Origin of the sequence: Microbacterium azadirachtae (assembly GCF_025583665.1) — a bacterium.
Taxonomy (GTDB): domain Bacteria; phylum Actinomycetota; class Actinomycetes; order Actinomycetales; family Microbacteriaceae; genus Microbacterium; species Microbacterium azadirachtae.
This window is the reverse complement of record NZ_CP099706.1, coordinates 2409464-2434659: the sequence shown is the minus strand read 5'-3', so window position 1 is coordinate 2434659 and position 25196 is coordinate 2409464. Positions and strand designations below refer to the sequence as shown.

At 67.8% G+C, this 25196-nt stretch carries 19 protein-coding genes and 1 pseudogene; 10 read left to right on the top strand and 10 right to left on the bottom strand.

Annotation, left to right across the window (positions count from 1 at the left end):
* Positions 1-34: 34 nt before the first annotated feature.
* Together NFX31_RS11575 and rfbB are read right to left on the bottom strand one after the other, a co-directional pair.
* Positions 35-583, bottom strand: a pseudogene (locus NFX31_RS11575) (dTDP-4-dehydrorhamnose 3,5-epimerase family protein); the annotation flags it as partial.
* 8 nt (positions 584-591) lie between these two features.
* Positions 592-1590 (bottom strand): dTDP-glucose 4,6-dehydratase, encoded by a 999-nt coding sequence (gene rfbB / locus NFX31_RS11570; RefSeq protein ID WP_262955789.1) that lies wholly within the window; start codon positions 1588-1590, stop codon positions 592-594.
* A gap of 85 nt (positions 1591-1675) precedes the next feature.
* Between rfbB and NFX31_RS11565 the strand changes: the two genes are divergently transcribed.
* Both NFX31_RS11565 and NFX31_RS11560 read left to right on the top strand, forming a co-directional pair.
* The gene (locus NFX31_RS11565) at positions 1676-3232 is read left to right on the top strand and encodes a DUF2142 domain-containing protein (protein ID WP_262955788.1); all 1557 of its coding nucleotides are present in this window, start codon (positions 1676-1678) and stop codon (positions 3230-3232) included.
* A 42-nt stretch (positions 3233-3274) separates the two neighbouring features.
* Positions 3275-4855 carry a DUF2142 domain-containing protein gene (locus NFX31_RS11560; RefSeq protein WP_262955787.1) on the top strand — a complete coding sequence of 527 codons (1581 nt, stop codon included), beginning with the start codon at positions 3275-3277 and terminating at the stop codon, positions 4853-4855.
* A 42-nt stretch (positions 4856-4897) separates the two neighbouring features.
* Here NFX31_RS11560 and NFX31_RS11555 read toward each other — a convergent pair whose 3' ends face one another.
* From NFX31_RS11555 to NFX31_RS11540, 4 genes are read right to left on the bottom strand one after another with little or no spacing between them, the layout of a single operon-like run.
* Complete coding sequence (locus NFX31_RS11555; RefSeq protein ID WP_045251174.1) at positions 4898-5854, bottom strand: glycosyltransferase family 2 protein; 957 nt, start codon at positions 5852-5854, stop codon at positions 4898-4900.
* Between the two features lie 12 nt (positions 5855-5866).
* Entirely contained in the window at positions 5867-6289 is a 423-nt protein-coding gene (locus NFX31_RS11550) for a GtrA family protein (protein WP_052674377.1), read from the bottom strand.
* Positions 6286-7248 (bottom strand): Gfo/Idh/MocA family protein, encoded by a 963-nt coding sequence (locus NFX31_RS11545; RefSeq protein ID WP_082072365.1) that lies wholly within the window; start codon positions 7246-7248, stop codon positions 6286-6288. Before NFX31_RS11545 ends, NFX31_RS11550 begins: the two co-directional genes overlap by 4 nt.
* Positions 7245-8351, bottom strand: coding sequence for a DegT/DnrJ/EryC1/StrS family aminotransferase (locus NFX31_RS11540; RefSeq protein WP_045251173.1), 1107 nt, complete (start codon positions 8349-8351; stop codon positions 7245-7247). The genes NFX31_RS11545 and NFX31_RS11540 overlap by 4 nt, the downstream gene beginning before the upstream one ends.
* 100 nt (positions 8352-8451) lie before the next feature.
* Between NFX31_RS11540 and NFX31_RS17440 the strand changes: the two genes are divergently transcribed.
* Together NFX31_RS17440 and rfbA are read left to right on the top strand one after the other, a co-directional pair.
* Positions 8452-9171 (top strand): acyl-ACP--UDP-N-acetylglucosamine O-acyltransferase family protein, encoded by a 720-nt coding sequence (locus NFX31_RS17440; RefSeq protein ID WP_276553860.1) that lies wholly within the window; start codon positions 8452-8454, stop codon positions 9169-9171.
* Between the two features lie 59 nt (positions 9172-9230).
* Entirely contained in the window at positions 9231-10106 is an 876-nt protein-coding gene (gene rfbA, locus NFX31_RS11525) for a glucose-1-phosphate thymidylyltransferase RfbA (RefSeq protein WP_262955785.1), read from the top strand.
* A gap of 19 nt (positions 10107-10125) precedes the next feature.
* Here the strand turns inward: rfbA and NFX31_RS11520 are convergent, their stop codons facing one another.
* Positions 10126-10971, bottom strand: a complete 846-nt coding sequence (locus NFX31_RS11520) for an NAD-dependent epimerase/dehydratase family protein (RefSeq protein ID WP_045251170.1) — start codon at positions 10969-10971, stop codon at positions 10126-10128.
* A gap of 146 nt (positions 10972-11117) precedes the next feature.
* On the opposite strand from NFX31_RS11520, the gene NFX31_RS11515 reads away from it, so the two are divergent.
* Together NFX31_RS11515 and NFX31_RS11510 are read left to right on the top strand one after the other, a co-directional pair.
* Positions 11118-12032, top strand: a complete 915-nt coding sequence (locus NFX31_RS11515; protein WP_045251169.1) for an ABC transporter permease — start codon at positions 11118-11120, stop codon at positions 12030-12032.
* On the top strand, positions 12032-13231 hold the full coding sequence (locus NFX31_RS11510) for an ABC transporter ATP-binding protein (RefSeq protein ID WP_045251168.1): 1200 nt from the start codon (positions 12032-12034) through the stop codon (positions 13229-13231). The genes NFX31_RS11515 and NFX31_RS11510 overlap by 1 nt, the downstream gene beginning before the upstream one ends.
* Positions 13232-13257: 26 nt before the next feature.
* On the opposite strand, the gene NFX31_RS11505 is transcribed toward NFX31_RS11510, so the two are convergent.
* Complete coding sequence (locus NFX31_RS11505) at positions 13258-14625, bottom strand: glycosyltransferase family 4 protein (protein WP_045251167.1); 1368 nt, start codon at positions 14623-14625, stop codon at positions 13258-13260.
* A 176-nt stretch (positions 14626-14801) separates the two neighbouring features.
* On the opposite strand from NFX31_RS11505, the gene NFX31_RS11500 reads away from it, so the two are divergent.
* Genes NFX31_RS11500 through NFX31_RS11490 form a run of 3 tightly spaced genes read left to right on the top strand, consistent with a single transcriptional unit; the run spans position 14802 to position 19134 of the window.
* Positions 14802-16676 (top strand): rhamnan synthesis F family protein, encoded by a 1875-nt coding sequence (locus NFX31_RS11500; protein WP_262955783.1) that lies wholly within the window; start codon positions 14802-14804, stop codon positions 16674-16676.
* Positions 16673-17905 (top strand): acyltransferase family protein, encoded by a 1233-nt coding sequence (locus NFX31_RS11495; protein WP_262955782.1) that lies wholly within the window; start codon positions 16673-16675, stop codon positions 17903-17905. The genes NFX31_RS11500 and NFX31_RS11495 overlap by 4 nt, the downstream gene beginning before the upstream one ends.
* Complete coding sequence (locus tag NFX31_RS11490) at positions 17902-19134, top strand: alginate O-acetyltransferase AlgX-related protein (protein ID WP_139168347.1); 1233 nt, start codon at positions 17902-17904, stop codon at positions 19132-19134. The genes NFX31_RS11495 and NFX31_RS11490 overlap by 4 nt, the downstream gene beginning before the upstream one ends.
* A 12-nt stretch (positions 19135-19146) precedes the next feature.
* Here NFX31_RS11490 and NFX31_RS11485 read toward each other — a convergent pair whose 3' ends face one another.
* On the bottom strand, positions 19147-21009 hold the full coding sequence (locus tag NFX31_RS11485) for a glycosyltransferase (protein ID WP_262955781.1): 1863 nt from the start codon (positions 21007-21009) through the stop codon (positions 19147-19149).
* 285 nt (positions 21010-21294) lie between these two features.
* Between NFX31_RS11485 and NFX31_RS11480 the strand changes: the two genes are divergently transcribed.
* Entirely contained in the window at positions 21295-23031 is a 1737-nt protein-coding gene (locus tag NFX31_RS11480) for a DUF6798 domain-containing protein (RefSeq protein WP_139168346.1), read from the top strand.
* Positions 23032-23038: 7 nt separating this feature from the next.
* On the opposite strand, the gene NFX31_RS11475 is transcribed toward NFX31_RS11480, so the two are convergent.
* A complete protein-coding gene (locus NFX31_RS11475; protein ID WP_262955780.1) occupies positions 23039-25180 on the bottom strand; it encodes a glycosyltransferase in 2142 nt (713 codons plus the stop codon).
* Positions 25181-25196: the final 16 nt, after the last annotated feature.

Genomic DNA, 25196 nt, shown 5'->3' with positions numbered 1-25196 from the left:
CCGCGGAGCCGTGGAGGAGTCGGGTTCAGAAGCGCATCGGCGCGACGTCGGCGAGCCGCGGGTGTCCCAGGTCCTTCGCGGACAGCTCCGCCTGCTCGAGGGGAACCGGCCACTCGATGGCGACCGTCTCGTCGGCGAGATTGAGGAACGTGTACTCGGCCTCGGGCGACCAGTGCTCGTTGACGAGATACGTGTACGCGGTCGAGTCTTCGAGCGTCTGGAAGGCGTTGCCCACTCCGCGGGGGACGAACACGGCGACCGAGGGGTCGATCACGGTCGTGAACACCGTGCCGAACCCGTCGCCCTCGCGGAGGTCGACCCATGCGCCGAAAACGCTGCCTGTCGCGACCGAGATGTACTTGTCCCAGGGTTCGGCATGGATTCCGCGCGTGGTTCCGCGGGTCTTGTTGAAAGAGATGTTGTTCTGCACCGGCCCGAGATCCGGAAGCCCCAGAGAGGTCATCTTCTCCCGCTGCCAGTTCTCTTTGAACCATCCGCGGTTGTCCCCGTGCACGGGGAGGTCGAGGACCACGAGACCGTCGATGGGCGACGTGTGCAGGGCGAGCGGCAGCCCGAAGCGGATCCCGCCGCTCACTGGCCGGTCTCCGCGTACTTGCGCTCGGTCGCGGACTTCTGCGGTCGCCACCAGTCCTCGTTCTCGCGATACCAGCGGACGGTGTCGACGATGCCCGCCGAGAAGTCGGAGAACTGCGGCGTCCAGCCGAGCTCGTCGCGCAGACGCGTCCAATCGATGGCGTAGCGGCGATCATGACCGGCGCGGTCCGTGACGAGGTCGTAGTCGTCGGCGGATCGTCCCATCTCCTGGAGGATCAGCTCGATGACCTGTCGGTTGGTCTTCTCGCCGTCCGCGCCGATGAGGTAGGTCTCGCCGATCGTTCCCGCGTCGAGGATGCGGAGCACCGCAGACGAGTGGTCGTCGGCGTGGATCCAGTCGCGCACATTCAGTCCGTCGCCGTAGAGCCTCGGGCGGACGCCGTCGATCAGGTTGGTGATCTGCCGCGGGATGAACTTCTCGACGTGCTGGCGCGGGCCGTAGTTGTTGGAGCAGTTGCTGATCGTCGCCTGGACTCCGAAGGAGCGGACCCAGGCGCGCACGAGCAGGTCGGAGCCGGCCTTGGTCGACGAGTAGGGGCTCGAGGGGTTGTAGGGCGTCTGCTCGGTGAAGCGCGCCGGGTCGTCGAGCTCGAGGTCTCCGTAGACCTCGTCCGTGGAGATGTGGTGGAACCGGATCCCGCTGCGACGAGCGGCTTCGAGAAGAGTGAAGGTGCCGATGAGGTTGGTCTGCACGAAGGGTGCCGGTCCGCTGAGGGAGTTGTCGTTGTGCGATTCCGCCGCGTAGTGCACGACGGCATCGTGCTCGTCGAAGAGGCCGCCCACCAGCTCCGCATCGCAGATGTCGCCCTCGACGAACCGGAACCGATCGGAGGGGAGGCCCTGCAGCGACGCGACGTTTCCCGCGTACGTCAGCTTGTCGAGGACTGTGACACTGTCATCCGTGTTCTCGAGAACGTAGTGAACGAAATTGGAGCCGATGAAGCCGGCTCCGCCCGTGACAAGCAGTCTGCGCATCCCGCAATGATACCGGGCGCTCATGAGCCGACCCTGTGCCGGTGGGGCACCCAGGAGCCGCTCCTCGCTCACATATACTCGCCGGGTGGCAGTTACCCCGGATGGCACCGCACCTCTCGATCGCCCTGGACGACGCGGGGGAGTGCGGCTCCTTCTTCTGGTGCCGCTGCTGCTGCTGGTCGCGCTGAGCGCCTGGGCCGTGGCGACGCCCGTCGGCGGATCGCCGGATGAGAACTATCACTTGGCGAGCATCTGGTGTGGTGCGGGGGAGCGTCCCGGGTTGTGTGAGAGTGCCTCGGGTGGTGCGGGTGAGCGGGTGCCGTGGGCGACCATCGCCTCGCAGTGCTATGCATTCCATCCGGAGGTCGCGGCGACGTGTCAGGTGAAGGCGCTGGGCGCGGATCCGAATCGTCTTGTGACGACGCAGCATGTGAACTCGGTCGCGCATTACTACTCGCCGTTGTATTACGCGGTGCTCAGTCCTTTCGCGTCGGCGGATGTCGGGGCGTCGGTGATCGCGATCCGGATCGTCAATTCGCTGCTGTTCGTGGTGATCGTGTCGGTGCTGTTCTGGGTGCTCCCGGCTCGGCGGCGTCCTCTGCTGGTCGTGTCCTTGGCGGTCACGGTGGTGCCGTGGGGCGTGTTCCTGATCGCGTCGGTCAATCCGAGCGGCTGGGCGGTCCTGGCGGGCGGGACGGTGTGGCTGGCGGTTCTCGGGTTCTTGGAGAGCGCGGGGTGGCGTCGTGTGGTGCTCGGAGTCCTGGCGGTGGTCACCGCGGTGATGGGCGCGGGGGCGCGTTCGGATATGGCGGTGTATGCGGTGATCGGGATGGTCGCTGCGGTGTTCCTCGCGATGCGGGGCGGAGGGGGCAGGCGGTTCTGGGTGTCCGTCATCCTTCCGGTCGTGCTGTCGCTGGTCTGCTTCGTGCTCTTCCTCACCGCGCAGCAGGTCGGTGTGTGGCAGAACGGCGTCGCTCCGGGCAGCGGGGGAACGGCGCGGCACGGCTGGAGCCTGCTGCTGCACAACCTCCTCAACGTCCCGACATTGATCGTGGGCTCGCTCGGAACGTCTTCGCTGGGATGGAACGATGTGACGATTCCGCCGGTGGTGTGGGTGGGCACGCTGTTCGTGTTCGCGGCGGCGGTCTTCACCGGGCTCGCGACGATGAGCTGGCGCAAGGCTCTCGTGGTGGGGGCGACCGTGATCGCGCTCGTCTCGCTGCCGCTGTATCTGCTGCAGCGCAGCCTGACCGAGGTCGGCGGGCTGGTGCACCCGCGCTATCTGCTTCCGCTGCTCATCATGTTCGTCGGGTTCGTGCTGTTCCCGATCGGTACCCGGTGGGTGCGGGTGACTCCTCTGCAGGCATGGCTGGTCGTGGCCGTCCTGTCTGCTGCCAATGCGGTGTCCCTGTACAGCAACATCCGCCGCTACACGCTCGGCGGGGCCCCGGGAGTGTCGCTCAGCGGCCCCGGGAGCTGGTGGTGGGGCTCCGGCGTCCCCCAGCCGTCGATCGTGTTCGCCGGCGGGATCATCGCCTTCACCGCGGCCCTCGCACTCCTCACCCACCACCTCCTCACCACACAACGCGCCGTACCCGACTCCGTGCGGCGGGGATCCGGCGTCCCGGTCGCATCGGTCTGAGGCGGCGCGGATCGGCCGGCGGGCCCCTTATATACTCGCCGGGTGGTAGAAACAGGCAACAGCAAGGCCCCCGCGGAGCGCACTGCGCGACGCCTCCCGTCTCTCCTTCTTCTGGTGCCGCTGCTGCTGCTGGTCGCGCTCTCCTCCTGGACGGTCTCTTCGCCTGCGGGGAGCTCGCCCGACGACAACTATCACTTGGCGAGCATCTGGTGTGGTGCGGGGGAGCGTCCCGGGTTGTGTGAGAGTGCCTCGGGTGGTGCGGGTGAGCGGGTGCCGTGGGCGACCATCGCCTCGCACGAGTGCTACCACTTCCAGCCCGAGGTCGCGGCGACGTGTCAGGTGAAGGCGCTGGGCGCGGATCCGAATCGTCTTGTGACGACGCAGCATGTGAACTCGGTCGCGCATTACTACTCGCCGTTGTATTACGCGGTGCTCAGTCCTTTCGCGTCGGCGGATGTCGGGGCGTCGGTGATCGCGATCCGGATCGTCAATTCGCTGCTGTTCGTGGTGATCGTGTCGGTGCTGTTCTGGGTGCTCCCGGCTCGGCGGCGTCCTCTGCTGGTCGTGTCCTTGGCGGTCACGGTGGTGCCGTGGGGCGTGTTCCTGATCGCGTCGGTCAATCCGAGCGGCTGGGCGGTCCTGGCGGGCGGGACGGTGTGGCTGGCGGTTCTCGGGTTCTTGGAGAGCGCGGGGTGGCGTCGTGTGGTGCTCGGAGTCCTGGCGGTGGTCACCGCGGTGATGGGCGCGGGGGCGCGTTCGGATATGGCGGTGTATGCGGTGATCGGGATGGTCGCTGCGGTGTTCCTCGCGATGCGGGGCGGAGGGGGCAGGCGGTTCTGGGTGTCCGTCATCCTTCCGGTCGTGCTGTCGCTGGTCTGCTTCGTGCTCTTCCTCACCGCGCAGCAGGTCGGTGTGTGGCAGAACGGCGTCGCTCCGGGCAGCGGGGGAACGGCGCGGCACGGCTGGAGCCTGCTGCTGCACAACCTCCTCAACGTCCCGACGCTCGTGTTCGGCTCCCTGGGCTCCTGGCCGCTGGGGTGGAATGATGTGACGATTCCGCCGGTGGTGTGGGTGGGCACGCTGTTCGTGTTCGCGGCGGCGGTCTTCACCGGGCTCGCGACGATGAGCTGTCGCAAGGCTCTCGTGGTGGGGGCGACCGTGATCGCGCTCGTCTCGCTGCCGCTGTATCTGCTGCAGCGCAGCCTGACCGAGGTCGGCGGGCTGGTGCACCCGCGCTATCTGCTTCCGCTGCTCATCATGTTCGTCGGGTTCGTGCTGTTCCCGATCGGTACCCGGTGGGTGCGGGTGACTCCTCTGCAGGCATGGCTGGTCGTGGCCGTCCTGTCTGCTGCCAATGCGGTGTCCCTGTACAGCAACATCCGCCGCTACACGCTCGGCGGGGCCCCGGGAGTGTCGCTCAGCGGCCCCGGGAGCTGGTGGTGGGGCTCCGGCGTCCCCCAGCCGTCGATCGTGTTCGCCGGCGGGATCATCGCCTTCACCGCGGCCCTCGCACTCCTCACCCACCACCTCCTCACCACACAGCGAGGACAGCAGGCTCAGCTGGTCGATGAGGCTGAGGAGAGAGGCACGCAGGCCCGCGTCGCGCAGGCCGGCGCCTCCTGATCGTCCACCCCGCACGACTCCGGCGGGGCGGACGATCGGAGGTCAGTGGAACGGCTCGTACTCGGGCCGGGACGGGCTGGCCTGGATGTCGAGCTGGAGGGCGCTGATCAGCATCTGTATGCCGATCATGAGCGGGAACGCGGCCAGCATCACCGTGGCGGCCGTGGCCACGACCGAGCTGGCGATCTGGAAGCAGACCCAGATCGAGATGACCACGCCCACCAGAGAGAGCAGGATGCCCACGAACAGCAGCAGCGCCACGGGCGAGAACGACCACAGCACGTAGCGGTACCAGATCCGCCGCCAGAATCCGCGGACGAGCAGGTTCATCAGCTCGGGGATGACCTTCGACAGCCGGATGCTCGACACCTCCTCGCCGTACACGGCGGGGATCGGAACGTCGACCGCGCCGACCTGGAGGATGTTGAGGTGGATCAGCAGATCGTTCTCGAAGCTGTACCGGGGCGACACACGGTCGAGGGGAACCCGCTTGAGGACCTCGGTGCGGACAGCCGTGTAGCCGTTCTGCGGGTCGAAGAGGTTCCAGTACCCGGAGGCGAGCTTGGTCATGAACGACAGCACGATGTTGCCGAAGATCCGGTAGCCCGGCATCCCCTCGAAGGACTCCGGGGAGAAGAACCGGTTCGCCTTCGCGAAGCCGTAACCGTCCTTGGTCACGCGATCCAGAAGGTCCGGCAGATACACCGGATCCATCTGCGCGTCTCCTGCCATGATCACGTTGACGTCGGCGCCGAGGTCCATCGCGGCCTTGTGGCCCGTCACGATCGCGCCTCCGACGCCCTGGTTGACCTCATGCCGGATCAGAGTCACGCGCGGGTCTGCGATCTCTGTCACGACCTCGCTCGTGCGGTCGGGGCTGTGGTCATCGACGATGACGATGTGATCGACGAACTCCGGCATGGTCGAGATGACCGTCGAGATCATCTTCTCTTCCTTGTACGCCGGGACGACGGCAGCGATGCGTGCTCCCTGATACACGTTGACTCTCTTTCAGCGGCTGCGGTCGGCGAAGACCCAGTACCGGTACGCGAAGTAGTTCCAGATGGTGGTTGCAGCTGTCGCGACGACCTTGCCCACGGCCCAGCCGGCCGGGGTCATGTCGATCAACGCGACGATCGCCGCCGTGGCGAGCGTGTTGAACACGACGAGCGCGGTGTACTTCAGGAGCGTGCGCCCATGCGGGGCGTTCGACTCGAATGTGAAGTAGCGCTGGATCGTGTAGGTGAACGCGAAGCTCAGGACGAAGGCGCTCCCTGCTGCGAGCCAGGTCGGCCATCCGAACACCTGATGGAACAGGGCCAGCAGGCCGAGGTCGACGAGGAAGGCGAGACCGCCGGCGACGAGGTATCGGATCGCGCTGCGACGGCTGGACGAGATCCACGCACCTGTCCGCGGAGGCGGGGCGGCCGTCATGCCGATGCCCGCTCCGCGATGACGTGGTCGATCACCTGGTGCGAGGGCAGGATGCTGCGCCGTTCGGCGGCGGCATCCACGCGCCCGTCGATCACCTCGAGGAAACGCGCGAACTGCGCGGTCAGCGGCTCCGGTGCCGGTGGGATCTCCGGGATCTCGATGATCGTCTGCTGACGGTAGCTCGGACCATCGTCGACGGACGCCTCGGAGACGTGGCGGTAGATCGTGAGGTTGCGGCGCAGGAGGTCGACCTCGATGAGGCGGTCGAGCTCGTGGACCGTCAGCGTCCGCACCTTGTGCTGACCGATGCGGCTGGCGGAGATCTGCGCCACGGCGCCTCCGTCGAAGCCGAGGATGGTCGCAGCCACATCCTCCGCGCCCGTCGCGGACTCCGGGTGGAAGAACCCCAGCCGGGACGAGATCGTCTCCGGCTGGCCGCCGATGAGGTTGATCGCCAGATCGACGTCGTGCACGAGGAGGTCCCACGCGACACCGGTCCTGATGCGCGGGGCATAGGGCGAATGACGGGTCGCAGTGACGTGGAGGGGCTCGCTGATCGCAGCGCGCGCCGCGATCACGGCCGGGTTGTAGCGCTCCAGAAGACCGCACATGATCGGCAGATCGCGCTGCTCCGCGACATCGAGGATCTCCTCGGTGCGCAGCAGGCTGTCCGCGACCGGCTTCTCGATGAGAAGCGGGCGATCCTGCGCCAGCACCTGCATCGCGAGTTCATGGTGCGCCTCGGTTGCGGCGGCGATGACCACCGCGTCGTAGTCGCCCAGGTCGGGGAGCTCGGGGCTCCACGTCGCGCCGAAGCGCTCGGCGACGGCGCGCCCCACCTCTTCGCGCGGATCCACGAGCACGGCGAGTTCCGCGCCTTCGGACTGGCTGATCACGCGGGCATGGTGAGAGCCCATGCTCCCCGCGCCGACGAGCACCGCCTTCTTCGCGACGCTCATGCGCGCTCCGCCACGATCGCCGCCACAGTCTCTGCGACCTGGTCGAGCTCGTCGTCCGTCAGAGCTGCGTGCACCGGCAGCGACAGCGCCTGCTCGGCGAGCCGCGCCGCCACGGGGACGTCACTGATCCGCACCTGCGGGTTGTTCCGGTAGGCGTCGTAGTCGAAGGTGAGCTTCGGGTAGTAGATGCCGTTGCCGATACCGCGCTCGGTGAGCTCGGCCGCGAGCGCGTCCCGTGTGATGCCGGCTTCCTCGGTGACGCGGATCGTGTACTGGTGCCACACGTGACCCCGGCCCTCGGCCTCTCGGGGCGCTTCGATGCCGGCGACCGAGTCGAGGATCGAGGACAGCCGTGCAGCGTTGTGACGGCGTCGTGCCACCGTGTCCTCGTAGCGGGCGATCTGAGGGAGCGCCAGCGCGGCCTGGAGATCCGTCAGGCGGTAGTTGTTGCCTGCCATCTCGTACTGGTAGCGCGCGCGCATGCCCTGATTGCGGAGCAGACGGAGACGGTCGGCGAGTGCGTCGTCATCGGTCGTGATCATGCCGCCCTCGCCGGTCGTCATGTTCTTCGTCGCGTAGAACGAGAACGTTCCCAGGCCGTAGGAGCCGGCGTAACGACCCCGATACGTCGCGCCCTGCGCCTGCGCCGAGTCCTCGAGGATGCGCAGACCGCGCGAGTCCGCGAGCGCCTGGATCGGGTCCATGTCCGCCATCTGGCCATACAGATGGACCGGGGCGACGACACGGGTGCGATCGGTGACCGCCGCGGCGAGAGCGTCCGGATCGATGTTGAAGTCGTCCTCGCGGGCGTCGGCGAAGACCGCCGTGGCACCGGACTGAAGGATCGCGTTCAGCGTCGCGACGAACGTGAAAGGCGTCGTGATCACCTCATCGCCGGGCTCGAGGTCGAGGACCTGCAGAGCTGCGATGAGAGCCGTCGTGCCGTTGTTCACCGCGACCGCATGCTTGGATCCGTAGCGCTCGGAGAACTCCTTCTCGAGGAGGGCGACCTTCGGACCTTGTGCGATCAGACCGGACCGGAGCACCTCGAGGACGAGCGCTTCTTCTTCGGCTCCGAATCGGACGTGCGTGATGGGTATCATGTGCTCTCGAACTGCTAGAACGGCGCATCGCTGACGCAGCAGATGCATAACGGACGCTCCGAGCTTACCGCCCGGCGCGAGCAACGACAGCGAGGCGCAGATGAACACGATCCATCCCACCGCAGTGATCTCGGCCGATGTCGAGCTCGGCACAGGGAACACGATCGGGCCCTTCGCGGTCATCGAAGGGCCCGTCACGATGGGCGACGGCAACTGGATCGGCGCGGGCGTCGTGATCGGCTGCCCGCCCGAGGTCCGATCCTTCCCGCACCCCCGTGAGGCGGGTGATCCGCGGGGAGGAGGCGTCGTGATCGGCGATCGCAACACCATCCGCGAGTACGCCCAGATCCATCAGGGCTGGAAGTCGCAGACGCGGGTGGGGGACGACGCGTTCATCATGAACCAGGTGTACGTCGCGCACGACTGCACTCTCGAGGACGGAGTGACGCTCGCGTCGAGCGTCCTGCTCGCCGGGCATGTGCGAGTCGGTGCCGGCGCGAACCTGGGCCTGGGCGCCTCCGTCCATCAGTTCCGCACGATCGGACGGGGGAGCATGATCGGGATGGGTGCGGTCGTCACCCGCGACCTTCCCCCCTACGCCAAGGCGTTCGGCTCGCCGGCGGCGGTGCGCGGGGCGAACGTGATCGGCATGGAGCGCTCGGGTGTCGCCGAGGACGTCATCCGCGCGCTGACCGGCCTCTACGCCGCCGGCCCGCAGGCATCGGCGTCGGCCGGGGCGACGCTCGAAGCACTCGGCGACCCCGCGCTGGCCGAGGCGGTGGACCTCTGGGTCCGGGGACGCAGCGCGACCGCAGGCTGATCGGATCGATCCCCGCGGATCGGTTTGTCAGATCCGCGGGCGTGCATGACACTGGACAGATGCGTGGCATCATCCTGGCCGGCGGCACCGGCTCGCGGCTTCATCCGATCACCCTGGGCATCTCCAAGCAGCTCATGCCCGTGTACGACAAGCCGATGATCTACTACCCGCTGTCCACGCTGATGCTCGCCGGGATCCGCGACATCCTGATCATCACGACTCCGCACGACGCGGAGCAGTTCCAGCGACTGCTGGGCGACGGCTCGCGGTTCGGCGTGTCCCTGACGTACGTCCAGCAGCATTCCCCTGACGGCCTCGCGCAGGCGTTCACCCTCGGCGCCGACCACATCGGGAACGACACCGCGGCGCTGGTGCTCGGAGACAACATCTTCTACGGTCCCGGAATGGGATCGCATCTGCGCGAGTACTCGGATCTCAGCGGCGCGGCGGTCTTCGGATACTGGGTGGCGGACCCCACCGCGTACGGCGTCGTCGAGTTCGATGCTCAGGGGCGTGCGCTGTCCATCGAGGAGAAGCCGGCGCAGCCCAAGAGCAACTACGCGATCCCCGGGCTCTACTTCTACGACAACGACGTCGTCGAGATCGCCAGAGACCTGAAGCCGTCGGCGCGTGGCGAGCTGGAGATCACCGACCTGAATCGCGTGTATCTGGACCGTGGCGACCTGCAGGTCCAGATCCTTCCTCGCGGCACGGCGTGGCTCGACACCGGCACCTTCGACTCCCTGGGCGAAGCCACGGAGTTCATCCGCACCGTCCAGAAGCGGCAGGGCCTCTCGATCGGCTGCCCGGAGGAGGTCGCGTGGCGGATGGGGTTCCTCGACGACGACGAACTGCGTGAGCGCGCGGAGCCGCTGGTGAAGAGCGGTTACGGCCAGTACCTGCTCGACATCGTCGCGCGCGGCCGAGGCCGCTGAGCGGATCGCCCCGGGCGGCTCAGCCCCGGGCCATCACCTCGCGGATCACGGTGGCGTCGCCCCACACACCGGGGGAGTCGTAGGGCCGATCCGGGAAGGCGCCGTACTCCAGCGAGATCCCGAGACGGTTCTCCGCGATGAACTGCTCCACCTTCTCCGCGAGGGAGATCGGCTCGCCGGTGCAGCAGTTGACCGTGCCGGTGACGTCGACGGCTTCGGTCAGTGCGGCGAGCTGGCGCCCGAGCTCTTCGACGCGGATGAAGTCGTAGCGGTTCTTCCCGGAGGTGAAGGGGAAGCTCGTCCTTCCCGCGTCGGACGCCTCGAGCAGCTTGCGGAAGATCGAGTTGCTGCGACGGTCGTCGCCGTAGATGTAGTAGGCCCGTGCCCAGGCCAGGCTCGTCTCGGCGGGCAGCGCGAGAGGAAGGGCGCGGCGGAGGGCGTCCTTCGCCACCCCGTACTGGGAGAGCGGGTTCGTCGGAGTGTCTGCGGTGATCGCACCCTCCCAGTACCCGACTTCGTGCATCGTGCCGAGGGCGGTGATCCGGGGGCACCCGGCGTCAGCGGCCGCGGTGAGCAGCCGGTAGTGCGCGGAGAGCTGTCCGAGGTGAGCAGGGGAGTTGTGGGTGAATCCGTCCTGCCAGGCGAGGTGGACGATGCCCTGCGGCTCCCCCCAGGTGCGGACATCGAAGTCGGAGGCGAGAATGTCCGCCTCGACCCTGGTCGCGCGCGGATCGGTCGGCGCGGAGGATCCAGGCCGGACCACGGCGAGGACCTCGTGACCGCGGTCTGCGAGGGCCGAGACCACATGGGGCCCCAGGTAGCCGCCGGCACCGGTGACCACGAAGCGCGAGCGAGAGTCGGTCATGTAGGCGCCACCGTTCCCAATCCACGTCCATCGAGCTGCGGACGTCGTCACGAGAGTACCGGATCCGCGGGACGGGGCCGCCTCCGGGATTCTGACAGCCGCCTGCAGTAAGGTGAGGAGGTTATGTCGGACGACGTGGGAGCACGGTGGAAACGGAACTTCGATACGCACGGCTGGCGGAAGCGCCGTTCACGCGCACGGATTCGTCCGGTCTGAAGCTGAACGTCCGCGGAGGCAAGATCCGCGAGCTCTTCCAGCGCCGTGAGCTGTTGCGGCTTCTGGTGCGCCGAGACCTTCAGGCGAGGTATCGGGACAGCGTCCTCGGATTCCTCTGGACCGTGATCCGCCCGGTCATCGTCTTCCTGATGTACTTCGTGGTGCTGGGCAAGTTCCTGCGCGCGGCGGAGGGAGTGCCCGACTTCGCGGTCTATCTCTTCGCGGGGCTGACCCTCTACGGCTTCTTCAACGAGATGGTGGTGAGCTCGACGGGATCGATCCTGGCGAACTCGGGCCTCGTCAAGAAGATCTACCTCCCTCGCGAGATCTTCCCTCTCGCGAGCATGGGCGGTGCGGGCTTCATGTTCCTGGTGCAGTGCCTCGTCCTGCTCCTGGCGGCCGCGATCTTCGGGGCTCTTCCGGAGAACCCCGTCCAGATGCTGTGGTTCTTTCCCTCCGTCGCGCTGATCCTCGTCTACGGGCTTGCGCTCGGCCTGTGCCTCTCGGCGGTCAACGTGTACCTGCGCGACGTGCAGTACCTCCTGGACCTGGTCGTGATGCTCGCGATGTGGGCGTCTCCGATCGTCTACTCCTGGAAGATGGTGACCAGCGCGTTCGAGAGCTTCCACCTGCCGACGTGGCTGTTCGAGATCTATCAGAACAATCCGATCACCCTCGGCGTCCTCGGATTCCATCGCGCCTTCTGGGGCGGCGGCACTCCGGCGGACTATCCCACCCACCTCGGACTGCGCATGCTCATCGCCTTCCTCATCGGCGTCGTGCTGGTCTTTCTCGCCCACCGAGTGTTCAAGCGCTTGCAGGGCAACTTCGCACAGGAGCTGTGATGGTCGTCGCCAATCGCCCCGGTCCCGTCGTCGTTCGCGTCGAGGACGTCTCCAAGACCTTCCAGGTCCGCAAGGACAACTCCCTCAAGGATCGTGTCGTCCATTTCGGCTCCCTGGGCAAGGAGCACCGAGAGCGCTTCACCGCGGTGGACAGCATCACGCTCGAGATCCAGGCGGGCACCACGGTGGGCCTGCTGGGTGCGAACGGATCCGGCAAGAGCACACTGCTGAAGCTCATCGGGGGCATCGTGGCGCCGACGAGCGGCTCGATCTACAGCCGCGGCCGGATGGCGGCGCTACTGGAGCTGGGAGCGGGCTTCCATCCGGATCTCAGCGGGCGCGAGAACGTCTACCTGAACGCAGCCATCCTGGGGTTGAGCCGCGAGCAGGTCGACGCACAGTTCGAGGCGATCCATGAGTTCAGCGGCATCGGCGAGTTCATCGACACCCAGGTGAAGTTCTATTCCTCCGGGATGTTCGTCCGCCTCGCCTTCGCGGTCGCCATTCACACGGATCCTGATGTGCTGCTCGTCGACGAGGTGCTGGCCGTCGGAGACGAGGCCTTCCAGCGCAAGTGCATGGAGCGCATCGCTCAGTTCCGCTCCGAGGGACGCACCATCATCCTCGTGTCTCATTCCGCCTCCCAGGTCCAGGAACTGTGCGATCGCGCGGTGGTCCTGAAGGACGGCTCCGTCGTGTTCGACGGCGACGTGAACCAGGGCGTGGCGGCCCTGCGCAACGTCCTCGAAGGACGTCGGCTGGGTGAGCTGCACGAAGACGAGCAGGACGAGAATCCTCTCGAGATCACGGGGATCACGCTGCACGACGAGCTCGGCGAGGAGATCGACAGCGTCGCGGTCGGGGAGCCTCTCACGCTGCGCATCCATGTTCGCGCGCGTCGCGATCTGCCGCAGTGGGCGGCCGGCTTCAGCATCGACAACACTCTCGGGCAGATGACGATCGCGTCGAACACCGAACGACTCGGCATCACTCTGCCGGCCGTCGCCGCGGGGGACTCGCACGTCGACTTCCGTATCGAGAAGCTCTATCTGGGCGCGGGCCAGTACTACGTGAACGCGAACGTCTCCGAGGTCATCGACATCGACTCCGCGATCCTGATGCAGGGACGCATGTTCACCGTGCGCGACGAGACGACAAACCTCGGGCTGGTCACCGCGCGGATCTCGGTCGGCTCCTGAGCGGAGCAGACCGGCGGTCGCCGGCGTCAGAGGCCGTTCTGTCTCCGTGCCGATGAGAGCTGTTCCCGGGTCTGGTTCAGCTCGTCGTCCAGCTGCAGGATCTTGGCCTCCAGCACCTCGATGTGGCGCAGGTGGTGCGCATCGGGCGGCAGGCCGAGCGCTGCAGAGAAGTCGGCGGCGTGCCGCGGGCTCCGGCAGAATTCGATGAGCGGCCGCAGCGATCTGTCCCACGACATGGTCCGCCCGAAGGCGCGGGCGTTCTCCCTGAGCGCTGCGCCGTCTGCCTCGAAGAGCACCTCCTCGAGCGCGGCGACGAGTGCGCCGACGTCCTGCGCGGGGACGACCCGGCCCAGCCCGTTGTCCCGGATCATCGGGGCGAAGGCGTCGCCGTCGGTCGCGATGATCGGCAGCCCCGCCCAGAGATAGTCGAGGATCCGCGTGCGGAAGCTGAACGCCGTCTCGATGTGATCGAAGTGCGTGCTGACGCCGACGTCGGCATCGAGCAGGAAGTTGATGCGATCGTCGTAGTCGGTCCAGCCGGTGTTGAAGAAGACCTGCGTGCCGGTGAGGCCGAGCTCGTCGGCGAGCCGCACCGCCTCGACAGCCATCCGTGATTCCCGCACGGCGGGATTGGGGTAGGTCATGCCCAGGAAATAGAGCTTCACCTCGGGGCGCCGCCGTGTCAGCTGATGCACGGCGCGGATGAGGGTCAGCGGGTCGAACCAGTTGTACACCCCGCCACCCCAGAGGACGACCTTGTCGTCCGGGCCGATCCCGTCCTCCGCGTCGCGGATGCCGTGCCGTGTCTGGGAGGGATGGTCGTCCGAGACGCCGAACGGCACGACATCGATCAGATTGCGGAGGCTGTGATCGTCGTCGTAGCCGTCGGGGGAGATCCTGCCCAGAGCTCCGAGGTGGCCGAGCCAGAAGTCGCGCTGCTTCTCCGAGGCGCAGATCACGAAGTCCGCGCGACGCAGCTGTGTCGAGAGCATGTCGACGCAGTAGCCGACGAGGAACCGGCGGCCCTCGGGGCCCTCGTCCCTCGCGGACTCGAGTGCTTCGAGGTGCAGAGGGTCGTAGACGTCCGCGACGATCACCACATCGGTCTCGTTCAGCCACGGATGCAGCGTGAAGACCTCGCCCTGCGCGATGACGACATCCGCCCACGCGACCTGACGTCGCAGCTCGTCGTCGTCCGCGCTGAGGACCTCGAACGCCTCATGCGCGAGCGTCGCCTCCTTGACGGAGACGAGACGCACGGGAGCGAAGGCGGCCAGCCGCTTCGCCATCTCCCAGGCGCGGATCGCGGGGCCCCCCATCTTCCGGCCGAGCGTGTCGGGGCTGACGATCAGGACGTGCTGTGCGCCGAGCGGGTCGGCAGGGGAGTCTGGCATGGGTGAGCTCTCTCGGCTTCGGGGAAGACGTCGTTGTCTCCGGATGATCGGAGGACCACGCGGTGCGGCGCGAGCCATGAGTCGAATCATCCTACTCGGTGCCCGGTGCCGGTCCCGGGGAATCCGCAGGACCGGCGGGTATACTCGACCGGAATGTCCAGTTCGTGAGGAGCCCCGTGAAGCGCATCGCCTTCTACCTGTTCTGGGAAAAAGAAGGGATCGTCGATCGCTACATCCCGTACTGCCTGGAGAAGCTCCACGAGCACGTGGAGAAGGTCATCGTCATCTCGAACGGACCGGTCTCGCAGAGCGGTCGCGCCGAACTCGAGCGCGTCGCGGACGAGGTCTGGGAGCGCGAGAACGTCGGATTCGACGTCTGGGGCTACAAGGAGGCGATGGAGCGTTTCGGGTTCGACCGTCTCGCCGAGTACGACGAGCTCATCCTCCTGAACTACACGTTCTTCGGTCCGGTCTATCCGTTCTCCGAGATGTTCGAGAAGACGGACGCGTGGGACGTCGACTTCTGGGGAATCACCGAGCACGGCGAGGTGGACCCGCATCACTTCGCCAGTGGCGGCGTGCTCCCGCGGCACATCCAGTCTCACTGGCTGGCTGTGCGCAAATCTCTGCTGGCGTCGGAGGCGTTCCGCCAGTACTGGGAGACGATGCCGATGATCACGAGCTACGAGCAGTCGATCGACCGGCACGAGGCCCGCTTCGCGAAGCATTTCGAAGAGCAGGGATTCACCTGGGATGTGGTGTATCGCTACACGGATTTCCCGAGCCGCAATCCGGTCCTCGAGGATGTCGTGCAGCTCACCGCCGAGCGGTGCCCCATTCTGAAGCGACGCACGTTCTTCCACGACCCGCTCTACCTCTCGGATCACGCGATCATCGGGCGCGACGTCATCGACATCCTGGAACGGACGTCTGACTATCCGCTCGAGCTCATCTGGGAGAACGTCGCCCGCACGGTCGAGCCGCGTGTCCTCGCGACGAACTTCTCCTTGCACCGGATCTACTCCGATGCGCTGGAGATCGACTCCGAGCAGCAGGAACGCACCCGCGCGATGCGCGCCCTGGTGGTGATCCACTGCTACTACGAGGACATGATCGACGAACTCGTGGACTACGCCGACCGCCTTCCGTGCGAGCGCCACCTCGTCGTGACGACCGACACGGAGCAGAAGCGTGGCTTCCTCGAGGCTGCTCTCGCGGCCCGCGGCGTGCCCTCCTACGAAGTCCGCGTCACGGAATCCAACGCCGGTCGAGACATCTCGGCCTTCCTGCTCACGTGCGCGGATGTCCTGCGGGAGGACTACGACATCGTCGTGAAGCTGCACTCGAAGCGCTCGCCGCAGGACGGAGCCGTGGCAGGGGGCTGGTTCAAGCGCCACCTGGTCGGAAACCTGCTGCATTCGCCGAACTATGCCGCGAACATCGTGAGCCTCTTCGACCGGCATCCGGAGATCGGCATGGTCATCCCGCCGGTCATCCAGATCGGCTTCCCCACGATGGGGCAGGCCTGGTACCTCAACAAGCGCCCCGCAGCCCGGCTGTGCCAGCAGCTCGGGATCAAGACGCCGCTGGACGCATCGACGCCGCTCTCCGCGTACGGCTCCATGTTCATCGCGCGTCCGCGCGCGCTGCGCACGCTCGTCGACGCAGGTCTGACCTGGTCGGATTTCGAGGACCAGCCGTACAGCGACGGCTCACTCGCGCACGTGATCGAACGCCTGTTCACCTATTCCTCGCTCGGCGCCGGCATGCCCGTCTACACGGTGCAGAGCACGGAACTCGCCTCGATCAACTACCCGTTCCTCGAGTACAAGCTCCAGAACTTCAGCGAGGGGTTGCCGGGGGCCGCGGTGCAGCAGGGCGCCTACCTGGAGCACCTCAAGGCGCACAGTGTGCTGGGATTCAGCAAGCGCATCGTGCACATGCGCTTCCCCGCGCTCGCACGCATGCTCTTCCCGGTGTATGACGCGAGCCGCAAGGCGTATCGACGTATGCGCCCGGCCGTGCGCACCCCGAAGCGGAACCGCGCATGAGCCTCGCCCGCAGCGGGCCGCTGAGCGTCGCGCAGGCGTTCGATCCCCGTGCGAACTCGCTCGACTTCCTGCGTTGGCTCATGGCGTTCCTGGTGATCTTCTCGCACGCGGGCCCGATCGCCGGGTTCTACGGCGGCGAGGACCTCGGCGTGCAGATCTCCCACGAGCAGTCCCTGGGCGGCGTCGCGGTAGCGGGGTTCTTCTTCTTCTCCGGGTTCCTCATCACCAAGTCGCGCATGGGGCGGTCGACGATCTGGCGGTATCTGTGGAGGCGGTGCCTGCGCATCTTCCCCGCGTTCTGGGCCTCCCTGATCCTCACCGTCCTCGTCTTCGCGCCGATCGCCTGGCGGACCGTTCACGGAACATTCGACGGCTATTGGAACGCCGTCATCGAATCGCCGAAGACCTACTTCTTCGACAACATGTTCCTGGTGCTCAACCAGCGCAACATCGCTGGACTCGGCGAGACCGTGCCCTACTTCCAGATCCATGGCGTGCGGGACTGGAACGGCTCCGCGTGGACGCTCTCCTACGAGTTCCTCTGCTACATCGTCGTGGGCCTCCTCGGCCTCTTCGGCGCTCTGGCGTCCAAGCGCTTCGCCACCGCCTTCGCGGTCATCGTGATCGGTCTCAACGCGCTGCAGTGGCTGGGGGCGGGCAACATCGCCGGTCTGAACCGCGTGTTCGCCGACCCGTTCATCCTGATGTTCTTCGCGCCGTACGCCTTCGGTATGCTCTTCGCCCTGCACGGCGACAAGATCCCGATCGACGATCGTGCCGCGTTCGGCATGCTCGGGCTGGGGCTCTTCACGTACGCCTTCGGCGGGTGGAATGTCGTCGGCCAGTACGGATTCCTCTATTTCCTGATGTGGTGCGGCGTCCGGTTGCGCCTGACCCGCTGGGCCCGGTTCGGCGACTTCTCGTACGGCATCTACATCTATGCCTGGCCGCTGATGACGCTCGCGACCTATTTCGGGCTGCAGAAGCACGGCTGGATCGTCTATCACCTCGCGATCGTCGTGGTCGTGCACGTCCTCGCGATCCTCTCGTGGCATCTGATCGAGAAACCGGCCATGTCGTTGAAGGACTGGACGCCGCGCTGGCTCGCCCGTCTCTTCCAGCGGCTGTCGCCGCTGACGTCGCGAGTGAAACGGCTGATCGTCAACCCGGACTACTCGTCCACCCGGTTCGCCGAGACGCTGCGCGCAGAGAGGGGAGCGGAGTCGTGAGCAGTGGCACTCCGCTGCACAGTGTGCACGCCGTCGAGCAGGACAAGCCGCGATCCAGGGCTCGCCGGATCTGGCACTTCGTTCCTCTGGCGCTGCTGATGGTCGTCGTGCTGATCCTGGCCGTGATCGGTGCCGGCACGCGGTTCGCGCGGCATGAGGCGGCACTTCAGCAGCAGAGGAGCGTCCTGGCTCAGGCTTCCCAGCAGGCCTCGCTCCCGGCGAGCTGCACATCCACGCAGTTCCCCGACCATCCCTCGGATATCTGGCTCGGACCGCGCACCGCCGCCTCGGAAGCGGCGTTCGCCGCGCACCCGGACGTGCAGGGAATGCGGGTCGAGGGGCGGGACGGCTTCAACTTCTGGGGGGACGGCCAGTCGCAGAACTTCTCCCAGGCACTCGGAAGGGCGCCGTGGCTCGATCCGCAGCTCGCCCAGTGGGTGACCTATTTCGACGGTCTCGACAAGCAGCTGCGCGAGGACGGGCGGAACCTCGTGATCGTGGTGGCGCCCGCAAAGTGGGAGCTCTACCGCGAGGAGCTCCCCGAGTGGACTCAGGACCTGCAGGGACGCACCCACCTGGAGCAGTTCCTGCAGCACACCGGTGACCTGCCCGTGGTCGATGTGAGAGATGCGCTGCAGCAGGCGAAGCAGACCGCCCCCGTCTACTCCGCCGTCAATTCGCATTGGACGCCGTACGGGGCGTACTCCGCGTGGCGTCAGACCGTCGCGTGCGCTGCGGACCTGTACCCGGGTTCGGTGTGGTCGAAGATCCAGGTTCCGGCTGTGACAGGTGTGCAGCGCGTCGCCGCGGCGAACGAGTTCACCCCGTATGGGGATTCGTCGACGCCGAACGACTGGACGATCCCGGTGACAGCCGGCGAGCACGGATCGGTGAAGTCCGTCATCACCGGGGCCGACGGGAAGAAGAAGGCCGGGCCCGCGGACGGAGCGGTGGGGATGCTCGATCTTCCTGCCCAGACCGAGAGCGAGTCCGGTGCCGGGCGCGCGCTGATCGTGCGCGACTCGACGGGTGAGGCCCTCGCGCCGACCTGGGCGCAGGCGTTCCAGAGCACGTGCCAGATCCGTCACAACCTCGACTACGGAGACAAGAGCAGCAGCCAGCGTCCCGACGTCGCCGCTGCGGCGAAGAAGTGCGGGGCCGACACGGTCCTCTACGTCTTCACCGAGCGCTACTTCTCGCAGGCCCCGCCGACTCTCCCGGCGGGCTAGCGTGGCGTGCGCTCAGCGGTCCGCAGCGCTCAGCTCGGGTCGCGTGGAGCGGATCCAGTCCTCGTTGCAGTAGTCGTCCTTGTAGACGGCGAGGCGGGTGAATCCGACGAACGAGCGCCATGCGTCAGCGAGGCGGAATCTGCTCGCGCCGGTCTCATGCCGAGGGGCAAGGGCGACGGGGACCTCGGCGACGATGTTGCGCTGCTGCTCTGCGGCGAGCACCAGCTCCGTGGTCCACATGAGCCCGCTCTCCCGCGAGACGCGGGCGAAGGAGCGCCCCCATTCGCCGTCCACCCAAAGGGTGCCCTGGCTGTCGCCGACGCGCGACTGCAAGAGGGCGGAGCGAAGGAACCGGAAGATGCGCGACTGGATCGTGCGCGTCCTGCTGCGGACGACGTCGGACTCGGGATGCGCCTTGGACCCGATGGCGACGATCGTCGAGGGATCGAGCCGCCGGAACCCGTCGAGATCCGTGAACCCGAAGGGCAGATCGTCTGCGGTGAGCAGCAGCCGCTCCCCACGGGTCGCGAGCGTTCCCACACGCAGGGCTTCGCCGAGCCCGGGCGGGGAATGACGCAGTATCAGCTCTGCGCTGTACGGCCAGCGGGACTGGATGTCGCGCACCATGTCGGTCGTGCCGTCCGTGGAGCCGTTCTCCACGACGATGACCTCGTCGTCGGCGCTCAGCGCCCGTCCGAGCGCATCGAGAGTCTCTTCGAGCACGTCGGTCCCGTTGCGCGTGGGGACCACGACGCTCAGCCCGACGGGCGGCCGCATCGAGGCGGTCGAGAGGTCGTGCGGACCTCGGCCGCTGACCCGCGAGCGCTCGATCGCGCGGACGTGCGCAGGCATGGACGTGATCGACCAGGCGAGGGCGCCGAGGGCGATCAGGACCAGGTAGCCGAGAGCCGCCGACAGCAGCGTGAACGTGTAGAGGTTGGGCGCCGTGACGGCGGGGTAGACCAGCCCGGCGATGACGGCCGGGCTGGCGATCAGCACGCCGGCGACCAGTGAGCGGCGCTGCGGCGCGCGGCGGGTGAACGCCAGGAGCAGCCCGACGATCACGAAGATCAGCATCGCCCCGAACTGCTTCAGGGTCGCGAGCAGTCCGCGCAGGACATCGCCGGAGGGGTGGACGACGGCGGGGGTGCTCGGATCAGCGGCGACCGCGGCGTGGGCGGCGACGGCGAGCGCCGCGAGGAGGACCGCGGCGAGCAGCCCGAACGGTGCGCGCACGCGCAGCCGGCGAGGCGTGCTGCGTGCGAGGACGACACCGAGCGCGGTCGCCGAGACGACGCCGTTCAGCCAGCCGAACATCCCGGTCAGCAGCGTCGCGGCGACCAGCAGCAGCACGGCGGCGGTCAGCCGCCAGCCGCTCATCCGGTAGGTGCTGAAGAGCAGGCCGAGAGAAAGGGTCAGGAAGACGAGCGAGCCGGCGATGCCATGTGACGCCGGGACGCGGAGCGGACTCGCGTCGTTCACGAGACCGAACTGCGTTCCGATCAGGATCGTGCCGTTGTTGAGAAGCCACAGCAGCGGCGGTGCGAGGATCAGCGCATACCCCGCTCTGGCACGCCGGAACACCCTTGCCACGGCGACCGGCAGCCACAGCAACGGCAGGGCGAGGACGAGCGCCTGCGCGAGGGCGAGCCCGTCCGCGACGGCCGCCGTTCCCGCGATCGAGGTGAGGAAGCGCTCCAGGAGGTCGATGCCGCCGAGACCCCCGGTCGCGGCGGTGGCCTCCGACCACGGGGCGGCGTCTGCCCCCGGCAGCGGAAGGCGCGGCATCGCGAGCACGACGACGAAGGACAGTGCTGCGAGCGCCGCTCCCACGGCGATCAGCAGTGCGGAGGTCGAGCGGGGCCAGGGGAGCATGTCATCTGCCCGGATCAGAGGATGACGGCCACCATGTCGCACACTACTCACCCCAATACAGTACTGTGCGGCGGCGCCGGGAGCCGCACGGCCAAGGGCAGGGACGCATCGCTGCGACGCGATCGCGGCGGTGCGGCTCGGAACACGTCCTCGACGGTCCGACGGGGGAGGGACGTTAGGATGAGGACCGGCTGTGTCACGCGCGCCGCCATCCCCTGCTCAGGCGGGGCGTCCGCGCGAGCGGTCGTCATTCTGCGGAGTCCACCTGCACAGCGAGGGATCAACATGCCTGGAGAACAGCTTTCGGTGCCGTCGCGCGCTCTCATCAGCCCCCGCGTCAGCCGGATCCTGCTTCCACTGGTGCTCGCGGCGCTCATGGGCATCCTGGGGGTCTGGAGCACAGCGGGGGGCGGCTACGTCGCAGGAACCGGCGACCACTTCGTGTTGTCGCCCGAGGGCTTGAGCTGGGTGCACCCGGACGCCTTCAAGAACGACTGGTTCATGCAGGCCGCACCGCAGCCGCACTGGTTCTTCGATCTGATCACGATGATGGGCGAATCCCTCGGTGCGCTCTCCGCCGTGTACGCCCTGCTGTGGATGGCGGGCCTCCTTGCGGCGGGCGCGGCGACCTCGCTCCTGGCCCACCGTTTCGTCCCCGGTGCTCCCTGGGCCATGGGCATCGCCGTCACGCTCGTCATGGCTGTGATGCCCTGGATGATGGGCGGGACGGGGTCACCGCTCATCGCGATGGCGCTTCCGGCGGTGCAGTCCGCGAACCTGATCTATCTCGTTCTCGCGGCCATGCTCTGCGAGCGCCGGCTCATCGTGATCGTCGTCGCTCCGCTCATCGCGATCCTGCACGTGCAGCAAGGATCCATCGTGCTGGTGCTGCTCGTCGCCATGCTGATCTCGACGGCGATCCGCGAGCGCAGGCTCGACCGGGCCATGTCCGTCGCACTGGTGCTCACGGGAGGGTTTGTCGCGTTCGGGCTCATCATCCGGCCGGTCGCCTCGAACCTGCAGGACTTCGTGCAGATCTGCGACAAGATCATCCCCTATCACTGCGCCGCCCATCTGTGGACGGGGAAGGAGATCGCTTCGTCGATCGGGATGATCGTGCTCTGCGCGCTCAGCGTCTTCCTGGTGCCCGCCGCGAAGCGCTGGCTGTGGCTGACGACCGTGGGGCTCGCGCTGCTGGGGTACTCCGGCGGATTCCTCGTCGATCTGCTGCGCATCCCGTTGCTCGGCACCCTCGCGCAGGGGGTGAACGTGTACCGCCTCGCCGCCGTGCTCCTCCCGTTCGCCATCTGGGGAGCGTTCGCTCCCCTCCTCACGCGTGCGCGAGGATGGCGCCTGCTGATCATCGGAGGCATCTGGGGCGTCGCCTGGATCGCGGTGCTGTACACGCCGTACCTGCCTGCTCCGTCGAGGACGAGGGCGATCCTGCTGGGGTTGGCTCTGCTCGTCCCGTTCGCCTGGTATCTCGTCGCGCGTCACCGGCGAGGAGTCGACGACGCCGACCTGAGGCTCGTCACGATCACCAGCGGGCTCCTCGTCGTGCTGCTCAGCGCGGTGAACGGAGGCATGGTTCTCCGCGCCCCGAACTTCACCTTCATCGGGAGCACGGAGCTGCAGGAATGGGGCAAGGAGGTGCGGGACGTGGTCCCGTCCGGAGACGTGATCGTCGCGTCCCCCCGGGACGAATGGGTGAAGCTCGTCACGCAACGGGCCGTGGTCGTGGACTGCAAGGACGTTCCGTACGGCGGCGCGCCGTGGCGGGAGTGGCAGAAGCGGATCGAGGACCTCGGCGGCTTCCAGCAGTGCGTCGCACCGGGACCGCTGCTCTACAACACCCTCTCCGCGGACCAGTTGATCGGGATCGCCGACACCTACTCCTCGGACTTCATCCTGGTCAATCCCGGGGTCCCCCACACGATGGACGACCTTGAGGCCAAGGGATGGACGCACGTCGTCTCGCCCGTCGGCTCGACCGGTGCGGACCTGATGCGCCGCCCTCGCTGACCGAGCGTCACCGGCGGGCGAGGACCGCGTCGAGCAGGGTTCGCGCGCGAGCGTCGAACGAGTGCTCGCGGCGGATCCGCTCCGAGATCTCGACGAGCTCCGATCCCGGCGGGAAATGCCGGTCCAGCGGCGGCGCGGTCAGGGCGACGAGCTCCTCGTCGTCCCGGAACGTGCGCACGGCCCTCCCGAAGATCGCCTCGATGCCGTCGACGTGGTCGCTGATCGCGCGACCGCCCGCAGCGACGACGTCGTAGAGACGGTTCGAGATGAACCCCTCGCGGCGCATCGCGGGCCAGTGGTCGTTGAGAACGGCCCCGGCCGACTCGTACAGCGCAGGGAGCTCTCCGTTCGGCACGTGCGTCGCGACGATCGCCGAACCCGGGATGTAGCCCCGCCAGTCCGGCCCGTACACGCGGACATGCCGACCGGCCTGCAGCGGCACGACGACCGCGGGACGCGCGATTCCGCGCGCGGTGCCGACGAAGACCAGGTCGTCGCCTCGGGCGGTTCCCGAGGACCGGAACCGGAGCGCGTCTGTGCACTGCAGGAGCGGCTCGATCGGCACGTCGAACCGCGCGGCGGCCTCCTGCGCCCACGCCGCCGAACCGGCGAAGACGCGGTCGTATCCGGCGACCTCCTCGCCGGTGACCTCGTCCGGGTGGCTGATGATCCAGAGCAGCCGGTGCGGAACGTCCGGCGCAGGCAGGGGATGGGGGCCGCGCAGGCACAGCACGACATCGTCGTACTCGGACGACGCGCGGTCGAGCGCAGGGCGGGAGTCGACGGCGACGTATTGGCCGAGTCGTTCGAGCGCGGCGGCGAGCGAACGGGCGAAATGCGTCTCCCCCCAGGACTCGCCCTGCGGCCCCGCGGGGGCTGCGGTCTTGATCGCCCAGCGCAGACGCGGGGCGACACTGCCATCGGGAAGCGAGACGGTCGCGCGATCCTTGACGTACCGCGGCCGGGCGGTGCCGCCGCCTGCGGTCCAGCCCGCGTGGCGCAGACCACGGGGGGAGAGCGTCGGAGGCGGAGATTCCGGGAGATCCTCCGTGGTCGGCGCTCGGTCCGCTCGCGGCCCGATGACGCTCTCGCCGAGCAGCGTACGCGGCGGACGACGGTCGCCGGCGATCGCGGCGACGACGGGGGAGTCCAGCGCGGCCACGAGGAGCTCATCGCCCGTGGCCACGGCGTCCTCGCGAGGGAAGTCCTGCAGCGCCCGGTAGACCCGGCCGTCCAGGGAGAGGAGGCCCGCCGAGGCCACCGCGCCCGCGGGGGAGATCCACACCGGCGCGACAGGACCTCGGCGTGCGGCGGTCACGAGGCGGCGGATCGTCTCTGCGGTGACGGCGGCGCCCGGCGTTCGGCGGACGATCACCGCGTCCGCGGGGGACTCGGCGGGCTCTGCATCGGCCGGCGGGTACCGCAAGACGCGGATGCGCGGGTCGCCCAGAGGCAGCGGGCCGGTGAGCATGCCGACGTCGTGCGGTGCGTTCGTCAGCTCCAGGATCACGCGCAGGCCGTCGCTCGCGACCTCGTCGTCCCGGAGGACGCCGAGAGCGCCGCGCAGGCCCTCGCCGTCCGCGTCGTCCCCGTCGAGCTGCCAGTGCAGCACCGTGTGCGGCACGGTGTCCGCCGCGGGGCGCGCGGGGCTCGCCGTCCCGAGCGCCGAGGCATGCAGCGCGCCGAGGTCGGCGGAGCCTCCGCCGCGCAGGACGATCGTCCCGCCTGACCGCAGCACGCGCCAGGCGCTCCCGAGCACTCCGCCCGGGGTTCCGGGACGGAACCGGTCGGATCGTGCATACGACGGCGCGTCCCAGGCCAGGGATGTCTCGAGGTCGCGCTGATCCGCGATCAGATAGGCGTACATCGCGGGCACCCGATCCGCGTCCGGCAGCTGTCGCGATACGAGACGCTCCGCGAACAGGGGATTGAGCGTCAGACCCGACCGGAAGCCTCCCCGCACGTAGGCGCGGACGGCTTGCCGGTCCGTGACCGGCCGCCCGAGCTGGCCCGCCGCGAACCGGGTGTCGACGATGTCCGCACGGCGGATCGTGCGCGCCCACCAGAGCCGGTCTGCGACGCCCAGCAGGGGGCGGAGAACGGGGAGAGAGCGCGCGGCGCGCCAGAGTCCTCGGAGGCGGGTCAGCATCCTTCGGAGTCTAGGC